The organism is Xanthomonas fragariae (assembly GCF_017603965.1).
Classification (GTDB): Bacteria; Pseudomonadota; Gammaproteobacteria; order Xanthomonadales; family Xanthomonadaceae; genus Xanthomonas; species Xanthomonas fragariae_A.
In genome coordinates this window covers 3,567,501-3,583,164 of the sequence record NZ_CP071955.1, presented here as the reverse complement: position 1 = coordinate 3,583,164, position 15,664 = coordinate 3,567,501, and the positions used below count along the sequence as shown (strand labels likewise).

Annotated in this window: 12 protein-coding genes, 4 other RNA genes and 2 pseudogenes; 6 read left to right on the top strand and 12 right to left on the bottom strand. The window is 62.6% G+C overall.

What is annotated here, in order from left to right:
• Positions 1 to 8 precede the first annotated feature (8 nt).
• Positions 9 to 84: non-coding RNA, sX9 sRNA (locus tag J5I97_RS17025), on the top strand.
• A 3-nt stretch (positions 85 to 87) separates the two neighbouring features.
• Here J5I97_RS17025 and J5I97_RS17020 read toward each other — a convergent pair.
• The 4 genes from J5I97_RS17020 to purH form a co-directional block, all read right to left on the bottom strand.
• On the bottom strand, positions 88 to 318 hold the full coding sequence (locus tag J5I97_RS17020; RefSeq protein ID WP_238135569.1) for an AAA family ATPase: 231 nt from the start codon (positions 316 to 318) through the stop codon (positions 88 to 90).
• Between the two features lie 133 nt (positions 319 to 451).
• A complete protein-coding gene (locus J5I97_RS17015; RefSeq protein ID WP_208586672.1) occupies positions 452 to 1,423 on the bottom strand; it encodes an IS5 family transposase in 972 nt (323 codons plus the stop codon).
• 276 nt (positions 1,424 to 1,699) lie between these two features.
• The gene (gene purD, locus J5I97_RS17010; protein WP_208587770.1) at positions 1,700 to 3,010 is read right to left on the bottom strand and encodes a phosphoribosylamine--glycine ligase; all 1,311 of its coding nucleotides are present in this window, start codon (positions 3,008 to 3,010) and stop codon (positions 1,700 to 1,702) included.
• Positions 3,011 to 3,129: 119 nt separating this feature from the next.
• Entirely contained in the window at positions 3,130 to 4,713 is a 1,584-nt protein-coding gene (purH, locus tag J5I97_RS17005; RefSeq protein WP_208587769.1) for a bifunctional phosphoribosylaminoimidazolecarboxamide formyltransferase/IMP cyclohydrolase, read from the bottom strand.
• A 125-nt stretch (positions 4,714 to 4,838) separates the two neighbouring features.
• On the opposite strand from purH, the gene J5I97_RS17000 reads away from it, so the two are divergent.
• The 3 genes and pseudogenes from J5I97_RS17000 to J5I97_RS16990 all read left to right on the top strand — a co-directional run bounded on the left by J5I97_RS17000 (position 4,839) and on the right by J5I97_RS16990 (position 7,692).
• Positions 4,839 to 4,914: non-coding RNA, sX9 sRNA (locus tag J5I97_RS17000), on the top strand.
• A gap of 570 nt (positions 4,915 to 5,484) precedes the next feature.
• Positions 5,485 to 5,560, top strand: a non-coding RNA gene (locus J5I97_RS16995) — sX9 sRNA.
• A 530-nt stretch (positions 5,561 to 6,090) separates the two neighbouring features.
• Positions 6,091 to 7,692, top strand: a pseudogene (locus tag J5I97_RS16990) (hypothetical protein).
• Positions 7,693 to 8,137: 445 nt separating this feature from the next.
• On the opposite strand, the gene fis reads toward J5I97_RS16990, so the two are convergent.
• On the bottom strand, positions 8,138 to 8,410 hold the full coding sequence (fis, locus tag J5I97_RS16985) for a DNA-binding transcriptional regulator Fis (protein WP_208587768.1): 273 nt from the start codon (positions 8,408 to 8,410) through the stop codon (positions 8,138 to 8,140).
• 117 nt (positions 8,411 to 8,527) lie between these two features.
• Positions 8,528 to 9,649, bottom strand: a complete 1,122-nt coding sequence (locus J5I97_RS16980) for a DUF3426 domain-containing protein (protein ID WP_208587767.1) — start codon at positions 9,647 to 9,649, stop codon at positions 8,528 to 8,530.
• Positions 9,650 to 9,793: 144 nt separating this feature from the next.
• Between J5I97_RS16980 and J5I97_RS16975 the strand changes: the two genes are divergently transcribed.
• Positions 9,794 to 9,869, top strand: a non-coding RNA gene (locus J5I97_RS16975) — sX9 sRNA.
• 348 nt (positions 9,870 to 10,217) lie between these two features.
• Here J5I97_RS16975 and J5I97_RS16970 read toward each other — a convergent pair.
• Positions 10,218 to 10,595: a helix-turn-helix domain-containing protein gene (locus tag J5I97_RS16970; RefSeq protein WP_208587766.1), complete on the bottom strand. Its 378-nt coding sequence runs from the start codon at positions 10,593 to 10,595 to the stop codon at positions 10,218 to 10,220.
• A 149-nt stretch (positions 10,596 to 10,744) separates the two neighbouring features.
• On the opposite strand from J5I97_RS16970, the gene J5I97_RS16965 reads away from it, so the two are divergent.
• The gene (locus J5I97_RS16965) at positions 10,745 to 11,248 is read left to right on the top strand and encodes a hypothetical protein (protein WP_208587764.1); all 504 of its coding nucleotides are present in this window, start codon (positions 10,745 to 10,747) and stop codon (positions 11,246 to 11,248) included.
• Between the two features lie 11 nt (positions 11,249 to 11,259).
• Here the strand turns inward: J5I97_RS16965 and prmA are convergent, their stop codons facing one another.
• The 5 genes and pseudogenes from prmA to aroQ all read right to left on the bottom strand — a co-directional run bounded on the left by prmA (position 11,260) and on the right by aroQ (position 15,227).
• Positions 11,260 to 12,180 (bottom strand): 50S ribosomal protein L11 methyltransferase, encoded by a 921-nt coding sequence (gene prmA, locus J5I97_RS16960; protein ID WP_208587762.1) that lies wholly within the window; start codon positions 12,178 to 12,180, stop codon positions 11,260 to 11,262.
• Between the two features lie 212 nt (positions 12,181 to 12,392).
• Positions 12,393 to 13,760 (bottom strand): acetyl-CoA carboxylase biotin carboxylase subunit, encoded by a 1,368-nt coding sequence (gene accC / locus J5I97_RS16955; protein ID WP_208587760.1) that lies wholly within the window; start codon positions 13,758 to 13,760, stop codon positions 12,393 to 12,395.
• Positions 13,750 to 14,121: pseudogene (locus tag J5I97_RS16950) on the bottom strand (four helix bundle protein). Before J5I97_RS16950 ends, accC begins: the two are co-directional and overlap by 11 nt.
• A gap of 77 nt (positions 14,122 to 14,198) precedes the next feature.
• Positions 14,199 to 14,684 (bottom strand): acetyl-CoA carboxylase biotin carboxyl carrier protein, encoded by a 486-nt coding sequence (accB, locus tag J5I97_RS16945; protein ID WP_208587759.1) that lies wholly within the window; start codon positions 14,682 to 14,684, stop codon positions 14,199 to 14,201.
• A 96-nt stretch (positions 14,685 to 14,780) separates the two neighbouring features.
• On the bottom strand, positions 14,781 to 15,227 hold the full coding sequence (gene aroQ, locus J5I97_RS16940; RefSeq protein WP_208587758.1) for a type II 3-dehydroquinate dehydratase: 447 nt from the start codon (positions 15,225 to 15,227) through the stop codon (positions 14,781 to 14,783).
• Positions 15,228 to 15,664 lie beyond the last annotated feature (437 nt).

Below are 15,664 nucleotides of genomic sequence, written 5' to 3'. Positions count from 1 at the left end.
GAATTGGCATGTACCACGCTTACACTCCGGTTCCTGCGCGCCGTCCGCACCCACCTGACGACTGCTCGCTACGTTTTGTTAGCCGCTCTAAGTTACCAGTCGCTCAATACCGGTAATTTCCATTTTATATTGCAGCTCGATTAAAATCGCATCGGTTGCCGGATCACATCCGCGGCTGAGCACCTCGCGGAAACGCCCTCGCTTGTCCAGCGCCTGTCGAACATTCCCTTTCAGGCAATCATGGAGAAAGCAGAATACATCGAACAAGGTGCTCTTGCCTGATCCATTGGCCCCCACCACTACAAGAAACGAAGGCATGTTCTTTAGGGAAGGTCTGAACAACTCTCAACACCTAAAAATATCAGCATAGAGAGCGCCAGTAACGCGTAAATTGGGTATGTAAGACGAGATTTTGCGCTTATCTGGCGGCTTCAGCTGCCGCCGGACAGCATTATGCCTTGGCCGGCAATAACTGCCGGCGCACCATCCATAGATTGGATAGCGCAAACAGCGTCAGCACCTGCGCGGTATTCTTCGCTAGGCCGCGATAGCGGACCTTGACGTAACCAAACTGGCGTTTGATCACCCGAAATGGATGTTCCACCTTCGCCCGCAGGCTGGCCTTGGTGTGCTCCCAGCGCTGGGCCCACTGCAACTCGCGCGCGTTCTTGATCTGCTTGAGCTTGGACGGCTTCTCTGCAATCAGGTAGCGCAACTTGCGCTTGCGCGCCATCTCCGCGCGCTTGTCCAGCCCCGTGTAACCGCTATCCCCGCTGAGCGTGTCTTCCTTGCCATGCAGCAGCTTGTGCGCCTGCGTGATATCGGCAACGTTGGCCGCCGTGCATTCCACGTGGTGCACCAACCCGGACACATCGTCTACTCCAATGTGCGCTTTCATCCCGAAGTAATATTGCTTGCCTTTCTTGGTCTGGTGCATCTCAGGATCGCGCGCGTGGTCAGCGTTCTTGGTCGAACTGGGCGCAGCGATCAGGGTTGCATCGACGATCGTGCCCGAGCGCAGACTTTGACCCTTGCGCGCCAGATGCGCGTTGACCGCTTCCAGCATCCGCGCGGCCAGGCCATGGGTCTCCAGCAAACGACGAAAATTGAGAATCGTGGTCTCGTCAGGAACGTTGTCCAACCCACCGAGCTGGGCAAAACGCCGCAAGCTCGGGATCTCATGCAACGCTTCTTCCATCGCCGGATCGCTCAGCGCGTACCACTGTTGCAGTAGATGAATCCGCAACATCGTGGCCAGTGCGTACGGCTGCCGACCTGGCCGTCCCGACGCCGGATAGTGCGGTGCGATCAGCGCAAGCAACCGCTGCCACGGAACGACCTGCTCCATCTCGGCCAGGAAGATTTCCCGGCGGGTCTGCTTGCGCTTACCCAGGCCCTCGGCGTCACCAAACGTCAGTTGCATGGATCACTCCTCAACGTAGGTGTGTAGTGTCGCGCATCTGGGGGCGTTGTTCAGAGCTTACTTAGGTGCACATCACGAAACGCTTTGAAGTTCCTTAGCCGGATGGACTCAATTTTCATGCTGCGGTCTCCGCGCGTAATGTAAATTCAAACAGAAAATGCGTTGAGCGGTATTCGCCACAGCAAGACCCGATTAAAGTCTCTTGGCAGCTAGTGCCGGGTGAGGAAAGATCAGGGTGGGTTGAGTGCGTTTTTTGTCAGCCGCTCTCAGCCGCTCTCAGCCGCTCTCAGTCGTTTTGTCGCGCTCGCGCTCGCGGGCGATCGCACGCCAGCCAATGTCGCTGCGCTGGAAGGCGCTGGCCCAATGGATCGGCTGCAGGCCTGCGTACGCGTTGCGCTGCGCATCCAGCACGCTGTCGCCCAGTGCGGCAACGCACAGCACGCGGCCACCGGCGCTGATCACTTCACCTTCGGCATTCAATGCGGTGCCGGCGTGGAAGACCTTGGCATTGGCCGGCACCGCGTCCAGGCCGCTGATGACCTCGCCGGTGATCGGTGCTTCCGGGTATGGCTTGGCCGCGATGACCACGCCCAGTGACGGGCGTGGGTCCCACTGCGCTTGCGCGCTGTCGAGCTTGCCGTCGATGGCCGCTTCGAGCAAATCCACCAGATTCGACTGCAGGCGCAGCATTACCGGTTGTGTTTCCGGGTCGCCGAAGCGCACGTTGAATTCGATCACCTTGGGTGCACCTTGTGCGTCGATCATCAGCCCGGCGTACAAGAAGCCGGTGAACGGCACGCCGTCGGCGATCATGCCTTGCACGGTCGGCTCGACCACCTCGCGCATCACCCGCGCATGCACCTCGGGCGTCACCACCGGCGCTGGCGAATACGCGCCCATGCCGCCGGTATTCGGGCCGGTGTCGCCATCGCCGATGCGCTTGTGGTCCTGGCTGGTGGCCATCGGCAAGGCGTGCTTGCCATCGACCATCGAAATGAAGCTGGCTTCTTCGCCGTCGAGAAATTCTTCGATGACCACGCGCGCGCCGGCATCGCCGAAGGCATTGCCAGACAGCATGTCGCGCACTGCGTCTTCGGCCTCGGCCAGCGTCATCGCCACGATCACGCCCTTGCCGGCGGCCAGGCCATCGGCCTTGACCACGATCGGCGCGCCTTTCTCGCGTACGTAGGCAAGTGCCGCGTCCACGTCGGTATGCACCGCGTAATACGCAGTTGGGATGCCGTGACGGGCCAAAAAATCTTTCGCGAAGGCCTTGCTGCCTTCCAACTGAGCAGCCTTGGCGGTGGGCCCGAAGATACGCAGGCCGGCGGCATGGAAACGATCGACCACGCCCAGCACCAGCGGCACTTCCGGGCCGACCACGGTGAGCGCGACATCTTCGTGCTGGGCCAATGCGAGCAGACCATCCAGATCGTCGACCTTGATCGCGATATTGCGGCACTTGGCTTCGGCGGCGGTGCCGGCATTGCCGGGTGCGACCAGCACCTCGATCACGCGCTCGGACTGCGCGACCTTCCAGGCCAGGGCATGTTCACGGCCGCCGGAGCCGATGACGAGGATTTTCATTTGAGTGCCGGGAATAGGGAATGGGAAATAGAAAAGTCTTTGCTTCTGCAGGCCGTACGATGTGGAATGGGATCTAGGGATGCCGCTCTTGCGATTCCCCACTCCCCATTCCCGGTACTTCAGTGCCGAAAATGCCGCACGCCGGTGAACACCATCGCGATGCCGTGTTCGTCGGCGGCGGCGATCACTTCGCCATCGCGCATCGAGCCGCCGGGCTGGATCACCGCCTTGATGCCGGCAGCGGCGGCGGCATCGATGCCGTCGCGGAACGGGAAGAACGCATCCGATGCCATCACCGAGCCGGCCACTTCCAGCTTGGCTTCTTCGGCCTTGAGCGCGGCGATCTTGGCGCTGACCACGCGGCTCATCTGCCCGGCGCCGACACCGATCGTGCGGCTGTCCTTGGCATAGACAATGGCGTTGGATTTGACGTACTTGGCCACGCGCCAGGCGAACAGCAGATCGCCCAGTTCGGCCTCGTTGGGTGCACGCTGGGTGACCACGCTCAATTCGCCCAGCGACATGCCCCGGTTATCGGCCGACTGCATCAACAGGCCCGAACCGATCCGCTTGGTGTCGTAGTTGTTGAGGCCGTTGCCGTGCGGAATCTTGAGCACGCGCACGTTGGATTTCTTGGTGGCGTACTCGAGCGCGCCGGGCTCGTAGTCCGGGGCGATCAGCACTTCGACGAACTGGCGGTCCAGAATGGCTTTTGCAGTCGCTGCATCGAGGGTCTTGTTGAAGGCCAGGATGCCGCCGAAGGCGCTGGTCGGGTCGGTCGCATAGGCCAGCTCATAGGCATCGCCGCAGGCTGCGCCTACCGCCACCCCGCAGGGGTTGGCATGCTTGACGATCACGCAGGCCGGCGCATCGAACTGGCGCACGCACTCCCATGCCGCATCGGCATCGGCAAGGTTGTTGTAGCTCAGTTCCTTGCCCTGCAACTGCTGGAAGGTGGCCAGCGTGCCCGGCACCGGAGACAGGTCGCGGTAGAACGCGCCGGACTGATGCGGGTTCTCGCCATAGCGCAGGTCCATGACCTTGATGAAATTGGAATTGATCTGCGCCGGAAACGGGCTGCGCGTGGGCACTCTCTCCGCACTGTCGGCCACCGCAGACAAATAGTTGCTGATCGCCGCGTCGTACTGTGCCACGCGGTTGAACGCGGCCACCGACAACGCAAAGCGCTTGGCCGCCGACAGCTGGCCGTCGTTGGCCTCCAGCTCGGCCAGCAGCTCGGCGTACTGCGACGGGTCGGTGGCCACTGCCACGCGCGCGAAATTTTTTGCCGCCGAACGCAGCATCGCCGGGCCGCCGATATCGATGTTTTCTACCGCATCGGCCAGCGTGCAATCGGCCTTGGCAGTGACCGACTCGAATGGATACAGATTCAGCACCAACAGGTCGATCGGCACGATGCCGTGTTCGGCCATCACCGCTTCGTCCTGGTCGGCGCGGCCGAGCAGGCCGCCGTGCACCAGCGGGTGAAGGGTCTTGACGCGGCCGTCCATCATTTCCGGGAAACTGGTCAGCTCGGAGACGTCTTTGACCGATAAACCGGCTTCGCGGATCGCCTTGGCAGTGCCGCCGGTGGACAGTAGCTCGACGTTGCGCGTCACCAGTGCGCGGGCCAGATCGATCAGGCCGGTCTTGTCGGAAACGGAGAGCAGGGCCCGGCGCACGGGCAAGAAATCAGAGGCCATCGGTGAAGGATGTCGAAGCGGAGCAGCCGATATTGTAGGCCGTGCCAGCGCTCGATGGGCTTAGAGCGGCTAACAAAACGGCTGCGCTCACCGCCAGGCGGGCGCGGCCGGTGCTCGGAATTGGCATGTACCACGCGTACACTCCGGTTCCTGCGCGCCGTCCGCACCCACTTGACGACTGCTCGCTACGTTTTGTTAGCCGCTCTTAATGCCCTCGCCACGACCTGGATCTGTGTGTCGAAAGCGCGCTTTCAGGCGCTGCCGTGGCTGCCTGGCGGCAGAGCATCGGCATTTGCGACAGCAGGTGGCGACCATGTGGCGTCAGGCGTGCGTGTCTGGCAGCTGGCACGATCACGATCACGATCACGCGCACGCCGTCGGGGCGATCGATTCCCGGGAAGCCGCCTTTAGACCAGCTGCCCATGTGCCGGCAATCGAACGATCAGCCTGCTGTGTCGTCGCTTGCCGATGTGCAGCCGAAGTGATTGGTCGCAGTTCGCTCAGACATTGCCGGAATTTATAGCCGTCGAGCATTATCGATTCACTAGAAAGTGCGAGCCGCTGCTGCATTGAAGTAAAGTCAGCGTCACACACGTCGAAGGACATGGCGCGCTAAAAAAGCGAACCTCACCCACTGAGTGAAATGCATTCGGATGTTCCACGTCTCCAGCTGATTCGGCGTTCATCGGGAAAATCACGCGTTGCAAATTATCGGTTAAGAGCGGCTAACAAAACGACTGCGCTCACCGCCAGGCGGGCGCGGCCGGTGCTCGGTACCACGCGTACACTCCGGTTCCTGCGCGCCGTCTGCACCCACCTGACGACTGCTCGCTACGTTTTGTTAGCCGCTCTAAGTCGCCGAGCGTTTAGAAAGACGAGCGATTCACCGAAGAAAATAATCAAGACCTGTCCGCATATTTACAAAAAATTTCGAAATCCCGTCGCATTGCCTGCTTTGTGCTTCGGTATCGCGAACGCAATTTATGCTGTGGCGACATCTGCCCGGCACAGCTGACCCACGATCCGGACTCGCCGATCTGTTGCGCCCGCTCACGTTCACGTTCAAAGGAAACGACGCTCCGGCGAGGCGTCTACCGATGTTTGCTGCAAGGGCTGCCGCGCAGGAGCCAGCCTTGCTCCCACCCCTCGCTGCGTCTTGCAGTCACGGCTGTCCCTGACCCTGCGATTCAAGCAAGACACCCCAGCGCAACGTGCGCCTCAGCGCGTTTGCGAATCACCACCACTGTAGTTTCGGCGCAGTCCTTGCCAACGGGAGGATTCGTCTCGCCACATGGGCGACGACGCCCCATTTCCGTCGGCGATGGCACGGACGTTGGCTTGCACGGCTGTCTTAGAAAATCCAGATGAGGTCATCTTATGAATCGTGAAAAAGTTTTGGCATTGCGCACGTGCACCAACAATATGTCCGACCACTGCGGATTGATTTGGCCGCAGACCGGCACTGTCGAATGCAGGCACTGGCAGCCCACCGTCAAACAGGAAAACGGCCTGACCGGCCTGTTGTGGGGGCAGGGAACCAACGCACATTTGAACATGCCTGCCGATGCGCATTGGGTCGTCTGCATGGTCGATACCGCCGACATCATCTGGTTGGGCGAAGAGGGAATGATCAAGTTCCCCAGGGCCGAAGTGGTCTACGCCGGCAACCGTGCGGGCGCCATGAGCTGCATCGCCGCCGGCATCGAGCAACACGCGCCACCCAAGCCCGAGTTGCCCGTCGCCACCGTCATGGCCGCGGAATTCACGCCCAAGGCGCCGCACGCGCAGTTCACCGCGCCGGCCGTTGAAAGCGGTGCTCATTCTGCTGCGCCAAGTCCATCGCCGCTCAACGGTGTTGGACCGCAAGCCGCGCAGCATGCAAACGAGATCGTGCGCACACGCGAGATCGCGACCTATGGCAGCACGCTGACCGGCGCCGATCAGAGTCAGCTGATCGCAGGCTATGGAAGCACCGAGACGGCAGGCAACCGCAGTGAGTTGATCGCCGGTTACGGCAGCACCGGTGTGGCCGGATCAGACAGCACCATTGTGGCCGGCTATGGCAGCTCTCAAACAGCAGGAGGTGGAAGCACGCTGACTGCCGGTTATGGCAGCACACAGACGGCCCGCAACGGCAGCGAACTGACGGCCGGCTACGGCAGCACGCAGACCTCCGGCGGCGATAGCTCGTTGACCGCCGGTTACGGCAGCACGCAGACCGCGCAGAACGGCAGCGATCTCACCGCCGGCTACGGCAGCACCGGAACTGCGGGCACCGATAGTTCGCTGATCGCCGGCTACGGCAGCACCTTGACCAGCGGCGTGCGCAGCTATTTGACCGCAGGTTATGGCAGCAATCAGATCGCAAGCTATGGCAGTTCGTTGATCGCCGGGCATGAAAGCACGCAGATTGCCGGCCATCGCAGCATGCTGATTGCGGGCAAGCTGAGTTCGCAAACCGCCGGCTAGCGCAGCACCTTGATCGCGGGCATGGGCAGCGTGCAGACCGCGGGCGACCGCAGCAAGCTGATCGCCGGTGCCGACAGTACCCAGACCGCTGGCGATCGCAGCAAGTTGCTGGCCGGCAGCAACAGTTTCCTCACTGCCGGTGACCGCAGCAAACTCACTGCCGGCGATGACTGCACCCTGATGGCCGGCGACCGCAGCAAGCTGACGGCAGGAAAGAACAGCATCCTGACGGCAGGAGCCAATAGCCGGCTGATCGGCAGCCTGGGTTCTACCTTGACCGGTGGCGAAGACTCGGTGTTGATCTTCAGGTGCTGGGACGGCAAGCGCTACACCAACATCATCGCCAAGACCGGCGAGGAAGGCGTGGAAGCCGACACGGCCTACCAGGTGGACGACGACAAAAACGTGGTCGAAAAATTCGACGATCCCTTCGACACGATCGTTCTGCCGCATGACGGCGGACATCCTTTGGCCGCCGATTATTTGCCAGTCGAGCAAGCGCCCAACTGAGCAAGAACGGCAGCGGCATTTGCGCTGCGTTTCATGGTCAGGCCAACTGTCAGAGTTTGGCAGTTGGCCTGCAGTAGCCATCGAACCGAGGCGCGCGTCAGCGGCGCCGATGTTGGCCCTGGCGATGCCATGGAGCTTGAAGAAAAGCGACAGCATTGCAGGGCATCGGCGCGACGATGACCAGGTGCGATCAGCGCAGTCAATTCACCAGCTATGTGTCGTCACTGCACCCGGGTCGTCATCCACCCAAAACGGCATGGAGCCATTCATTGCAAGTGACAGCACGCCACTGTTCTTCCATGACGGCCCGTACCTACGCTTGATCGGCACGTAAAAACCGCCAGAGCAGCGATGACCAGCGGCTTACCGCTCACCAAACGTGCAACATCAGCACGCAATCCCTCAACACCCCAGCAACGCTTTTACGATTCCCATTCCCGAGAATTCACATCAACCCGTATTCTTTGAGCTTCTTGCGCAACGTCGCCCGGTGAAGCCCCAGCATCGCCGCCGCGCGGCTCTGGTTGCCTTCGCAGTGGTTGAGCACTTCGACGAACAACGGGATCTCCATCTCGCGCAGCACGATTTCGTAGACGTCGTCAGCGTCGCTGCCGTCCAGGTCGCGCAGATAACGGCGGACGGACTGGGCCACGTGTTCGCGCAGGGGCGACTTCGGTGCGCCGCGACTGGTGTCAGGACGAGAGGGGGCTGCGTTCAAAAGGAGATTCCCAGTGTCACGAAGCCGGGCGGCGTGGCCGGCGAGGGGGAGTGAGTCTAGCGCGTGACCTCATCGCTCGCCACGCCCATGTGGCCATCGCATATCGGTCGCATCCGCTCACCGGAAGTCGAAACTAAAGGCAACCGTGCTCGCGGCCGGTTCGCGCACACGAAACGCCACCTGCACTGCTTGGCCTGATCCGAGCGTGTCCTGCCCGGCTGGCAGCTGGCCCAAATACTCCTGCGGCGCCAGCATCCGCGTGCCGATCACCCGCCCGTCGGCGTCGGACAACGACAGCTCAAGCCACGGCCAGGCCTGCGCCCAACGCGCGTCGTTGCGGAAGCTGGCCTGAATCTGCAGCACGCCGGGCATGCCCGGCAGCGGGCGCACATCGCGGTTGAGCAGGGTCAGCGCCGCCGGCTCGCGCCACGCCGGTAGCGTGCAGCGCGCCACCGCGCAGGCTGCACCGACCAACGGCCGCCAGTGCGCGTTGCCGGCCAGATGCGCGCGGTCGGCGATGACGATCTGTAGCCCGAGCACACCCACCAGCCCGAACAACAGCGCCCAATGCCGCCCGCTGGCGCGCAATCGCGACCGGGTCAACCCACTGCCCGCGAAGGTAGGTACGGCGAGAGCGGGTGCGGGCAGTTGCTGGGAGTGCGCAGCGGTGGGCGCGTTGATTGCGGGGGTGGCGTCAGCGTCGTCGCTTGCTAAACCGCGTGGCGAGGGAGTCTGGGACACTGCTGCATTCGTGCGTCCTGGTGTGGGATCTGCGCCGAGATTGAGTTCGGTTTCGGGGCGGGTGGTTGTCTCTGTCCACACGTCTGACATGCCCGGCGCGTTTGGGTGCATTAGATCCACTGCGGCTGCATCCGCCGCGGCCGAGCCGTGATCGCCATGCCGCGTTATCACAGTTGCCCGTGCATCGGGATGCGGTGGCGTTGGCAACGCTGGGGCTTGGGTCGGGACCATCGATGCTGCCGCGTGGCGACCGTCGTGATGTGTCGTGGGCGCATCAACACGCAGCGGCCTATCGACAGACGTCGCTGGCGGCGGAACCATCGGCGCGGCGACCAGCTCCGGCAATGACGCTGGCGGCAACTCGGGCGACGGTACCGGCAGCGCCCGCTTCGGCGGTTCGGCGGGCGGTAGCACCGGCGTCGGAATCGGTGGCGGGGCAGCCGGCGTCGCACGCAGGAACGTGGCCAGGGGGCGGTGCGGTGGCGGAGTCTGAGACATCGACAGGCGTGCAGCGGCAAGACCGCTATTCAAGCACGCGCATGCCGATGGGCGAACCCGTCGGCGTCAGCGGCTGCGCTTAGAGAGGCTAACAAAACGACTGCGCTCACCGCCAGGCGGGCGCGGCCGGTGCTCGGAATCGGCATATACCAAGCGTAAACTGCGGTTCCTACGCGCCGTCCGCACCCACCTGACGACTGCTCGCTACGTTTTGTTAGCCGCTCTTAGCGTGAAGCGCGCATTGGTGCGGCGGCGCATTGATCGCGACACATGTCAGTCGACGAAACATCGCATTGAAGGGTCTCCAGCCGATAACAGATCGCGCATGTCGCCAAAGCCCAAGCATCGCGCGTCCCGCTCCAATGCCTCACGGTAAGCCGCCACAAGGCTCTGTTTGCCGTCGGAAAGAACAGATCGAACACCTAGCACGTGATTCACAACTAGCCAATCCGCATTTAGAGCCCCTGCGTAAAACGTTCAGTCGCTTCTGACGAAGTGGTTGCTGGGCAAGCGACACATCGTGAAAGCCGCACTACCAATCCCCAATCGCAACGCTCCAATCCCAGCCTCAACGCCTTCGCCGCGTCTTCCCCTCGGCCAACAACAAATCCAGCAAGCCGCTACGTTGCCGTGGTGCCAAGGTATCGAAGCGGGCCAGCAGCACGCGTTGCTGGTCGTCCAGGCGGTGGTACTGGGCGGGTTCTTCGGCAATGGCCGAGACCGGTGGGCCAAACACCCGGTCGCCGCGGCCGGTGGCCAGGTATTCGAACGCCATGCCGCTGCGCTTGGCCAAGCCGCTCAGGTTTTCCACCGACGGTGCGGTGCCTTCGGCCATCTCCCATTGCGCCACCGCGCTGCGCGTAACCCCCAACTCGCCCGCCAGAGCCTCCTGGGTCAGCTTGGTAAGACTGCGGGCTTCGCGTACTCGCTGGTACAGCTTGCTCACACGGCACCGTTGGAAGGCGGACAGGGCCGGGAGATATAGCCCTAGAAGCGTCCGAAGATAGTTCGTATGCCTTTCATATGGACTTATGTTTGCGATACTGTCGTCCAATCAATGACGACAAGATCACACCGAACTCAAGGAGGACGTTCATGGTCGAGCCTGCCGCCCCCAAATCCGACGCCCCACGTCGCGAAACGCCGCTGCCAGCAGCGCCCCCGGCCGCGCCGTGGCCTGCCCATTCCCCGTTGGATCCTGCAGTGAACCGCTTCCGCGGCGCGGCGTGCTATCAGGTCTGGCAGCGGGGTGCGCAATGGACGGCTGTCGCCGACGGTGTGCATTGGTCAGCGGCGTTGGCGCCACGCGGGTGGGCGCTGAGCTACCGGCAATGGCCGCTGCTGGCATTGGGCGTGTTGGTGGCGGTCCTGGCCGGTGGCGTGGCGCTCGCCGGCGTGCAGGCGTGGTCGTCCACCGCCTGGCAGGTGTTGCTATTGGCCGAGGGGATATTGCGAGTGCGTGCGGCCCGCCAGGCCGGACGTTGGCGCAATGCGGGGCTACTGCGCGACGGTTGGCAGGCGGTGAGCCGCCTGCATGCGATCAGCGTGGCCGATGCCGTGACCACCGCGCAGATCCGCGCCGGTCGGCTGCAGCGGTAGCCTGCGCTTGGTCAGGCGCGGCGTATGCCGTCGATGCGCATCCAGTCGTCGTCGCGTTCGCAGTGCAGGTGCTCGAACCACGGCGCGTAGCGTTCCAGCAGTTCGTCCTCCTGCCCATGCAGGATGCCCGACAGCGCAATCCGGCCGCCCGGCGCCACGCGTGCGGCCAGGGTGTTGGCCAACGCGTCCAGCGCCGAGGCCAGGATGTTGGCGACCACAACCGGGTAGGTCTGCACCGGCTCGTCCTGCGGCAGGAACACCGCCAGCTGCGCGTCGACTTCATTGCGCGCGGCATTGTCGGCGGTGGCCAACAGTGCCTGCGGGTCGTTGTCCACGCCCACCGAACTGACGGCGCCCAACTTCAGCGCGGCGAGAGCGAGAATGCCGGAGCCGCAGCCGAAATCGAGCACGCTGCGGCCCTGAAGCTCGCCGCTGCCGGCCAGGCTGTCCAGCCAGCGCAGGCACAGCGCGGTGGTCGGATGCGTGCCCGAGCCGAACGCCAGGCCCGGATCCAGCCGCACCACCGCCGCGTCGGGCGTGTCGGCGGCCTCGGGCAGGTCGTGATTCCACGGCACGATGAAGGTGCGGGCGCCGAACTGCATTGGCTTGAACTGATCCATCCAGGCGCGTTCCCAGTCGGTGTCTTCGACCATACGGAAGGCCACCTGGCTCCAGTCCAGCCCCGGGTCGAACGCTTCCAGCGCGGCCAGCAACACCAGTGCATCGCTGTCGCCATCGAACAGCGCAGTCAGCACCACTGTGTTCCACAGCGGCGTTTGGCCCACGCCGGGCTCGAGGATGGCGCGCTCGTTGCTGGTATCGGCGTCGGCGTCGAGCAAGGTCACCGCCAGCGCGCCGACGTCTTCCAACGCAGTCTGGAAACGGAGCTGGGAGGTGTCGGAGCAGCGCAGGGTCAGTTCAAGAAACGGCATCGTGGCGGTCGGTGAATTTTAAAGCGTGCATCGTAGACCATTCGTGCTAGTAGGCTGTTGGGTCGGAGCTCGCTGTGCGCTTTTCCGAAAGTGGATAATGCGCATTGGTTTTATCCATACGTCCCTCGATCGCATAAAGCACTACGCGCTCACGCCTGACTTTGCGAAAAAAGCCCGGTTTCCCGGGCTTTTTGGTTCTCTGCCTGCGGCGATCAGACCAACGCGATCGACTTGTTCTTGCGCTCGGCCAGGCGCTTTTCCAGATAGTGGATGTTCTGCCTACCGGCCTGGAAGCCCTTGTCGCGCATGATGCGCTGCTGTAGCGGAATGTTGGTCTTGATGCCTTCCACCACCATCTCGCTCAGTGCCACGCGCATGCGCGCGATCGCGGTTTCGCGATCCGGGCCATGCACGATCAGTTTACCGATCATAGAGTCGTAATTCGGCGGCACCTTGTAGCCAGCGTAGATATGCGTATCCACACGCACACCTGGACCACCGGGCGGATGGAATCCGGTGATCAGGCCCGGATTGGGCATGAAGGTTTCCGGGTCCTCGGCGTTGATGCGGCACTCGATCGCATGTCCGCGCAGCACGATGTCGCTCTGCTTGATGGCCAGCTTCTGCCCGGCGGCGATGCGCAGCTGCTCGCACACCAAGTCGATACCGGTGATGCGTTCGGTCACCGGATGCTCCACCTGGATACGGGTGTTCATTTCGATGAAGTAGAAACGCCCCTCTTCGAACAGGAATTCGAAGGTACCCGCGCCGCGATAGCCGATGCGGATGCAGGCATCCACGCACACCTTGCCGATCTCGTTGCGTAGTTCCTGGGTGATGCCCGGTGCGGGCGCTTCTTCCACTACTTTTTGGTGACGACGCTGCATCGAGCAATCGCGTTCGCCCAGATGGATTGCATTGCCCTGGCCGTCGGCGAGCACCTGGATTTCCACGTGACGCGGATTTTCCAGGAACTTCTCCATGTAGACCTGATCATTGCTGAAAGCGGCCTTGGCTTCGGACTTGGTGGTCTCGATGGCCGCCTTGAGCGCGGCTTCCGAATGCACCACGCGCATACCGCGTCCGCCGCCGCCGCCGGCGGCCTTGATGATCACTGGGTAGCCGATTTCGCGCGCTACCTTGGTGTTGGCGACGATGTCATCGCCCAACGGGCCGCCCGAGCCGGGCACGCACGGCACGCCGGCGGCCTTCATCGCGCGGATCGCCTCGACCTTGTCGCCCATCAGGCGAATGGTGTCGGCCTTGGGGCCGATGAAGATGAAACCGGATTCTTCCACCCGCTCGGCAAAGTCGGCGTTTTCCGAGAGAAAGCCGTAGCCGGGATGGATGGCCTGCGCATCGGTCACCTCGGCCGCGGCGATCAACGCTGGGATATTGAGGTAACTGTCGCTGGACGCGGCCGGGCCGATACACACCGACTCGTCGGCCATAGCCACGTGCTTGAGGTTGCGGTCGACCGTGGAATGCACCGCGACCGTGCGGATGCCGAGCGTGTGGCACGCGCGCAGGATGCGCAGCGCGATTTCACCTCGGTTGGCAATGACGATTTTATCTAGCATGGGCTTCGGGATTCGAAAGTGGGGATTCGTAGAGGGCGCTGGGCTCGCGCAGATGTCGCGATTGGTCCAGCGTGCGGATCACTGCATTGAGCTTGGCGAACGTGCGATTCAAGAGTTCGAGAGTTGCCGCATCGGGGCCAGGCGAACTGCGACCGCGTTGCAATCTGCAGTTGCGTATCCAGTTCCGCCGGCGCGCCCCGCACTATCCAGAGATAACGCAGGTATCGGGCAGTGGAGCGCTGGGCGGCGTCTTCGGCGATGCTGGAAGAAACGCTGATCGCCGCATCTGAGCCGTCAGGCCGCAGCGTTCCGAATCGGGAAAGTCGTGAGTGGATCGATAAATCGCTTCGACCAGCGACATCGCATCGCGCCAGAGCGTCAGGCGCTCGTGCGGTCGCTCTTGCCAATCCCAAATCACGACTCTCCAATCTTCGCAACTCAGCCAATCACAAACAGCGGCTGATCGAATTCCACCGGCTGGCCGGTTTCGCCGAGGATGGCCACGATGGTGCCGGAGACGTCGGCTTCGATCGGGTTGAACATCTTCATCGCCTCGATGATCGCCATGGTGTCGCCGGCCTTGACCTGCTGACCGACGGTGACGAATGACGGCTTGTCCGGCGAAGGCGAGGTGTAGAACGTGCCGACCATCGGCGCGCGCAGCACATGGCCTTCGGGCAGCGCGGGGACCTGCTTGGCACCGCCGGTGGAGGCCTCGGTGGGCGACTGCATCGGCATGCTGGTCGCGATCGGTGCCTGCGCGGCGGGTGCGGGTGCGTACTGCTGCACAGGCGCGCTCATCATGGTCGTGCCCTTGGGCACGCGCGCCAGACGCACGCTTTCTTCGCCTTCCTTGATCTCGATTTCGGCGAGATTGGATTCTTCGAGCAGGTCGATCAGTTTCTTGATTTTGCGGAGATCCATACGGGCCTCATGAAGTGAATCGGTGGTGGGGCCGGCGGGTGTCGGCGGAATGGGGTCGGACCCTCGGCGTGGGCTTGGGCTTCGGTGTTGCAGATGTCATGCTTCGCGCTCGAGTCGCGCGATCACCGCTTCCAGCGCCAGCCGGTAGCTATCTGCGCCGAAGCCGCTGATCACCCCGTCTGCCTTGTCGCTGAAATAGCTGTGGTGGCGGAACGGCTCGCGTGCATGCGGATTGGACAGGTGGATTTCCACGAATGGCAGGCCCACGCCCAGCAGCGCATCGCGCAGCGCCACAGAGGTGTGGGTGAAGGCGGCCGGGTTGATCAGGATGTAGACCGTGCCGTCCTCGCGCGCGGCATGGATGCGCTCCACCAGCACGTGCTCGGCGTTGGATTGCAGGCTGCTGAGCGTATGCCCGGCCGCTTGCGCACGGTCGACCAGGGCCGCATCGATCTGCGCCAGCGTGGTGCGCCCATAGACCTCCGGCTCGCGTGTACCGAGCAGGTTGAGGTTTGGGCCATGCAACAGCAGCAGGTGAGCCATGAACATTCGAGAGATGCGGAAAGGCCGGAAGTCTGCGCGATGCAGCCGATGCTGTCCAGATAGCAGAAGTTGCAGCTGTTTTAAATGAGCGTTTAAGTTGAACTATGAATCTGTGCATTTTATGACTGCGGCTTATGAATGCGGCGCAATCCACGAGTGCCACCGATATTTGAAGGCGCCCCGAACGTAGACGATCAGTTTATTGATGCTACGCCCAACGGCGTTTGGCCGCCCTCGCCGTAACGATTACTGGGCACGGGACAGCATGCAACCCTGCAATTCCATGTCGGGCAGTCGGCGTCAACGCCTGCAACCTGCAGAGGCCAGCAAACTTTCCTCGCTATGGTCCCGGTTTGACCAGCCGATACTGCTTTCTGTCGCCGACCTCTGGCGACTTGTCATGCACACATGGACTGCCAAGGTGTTAATACGTCGCC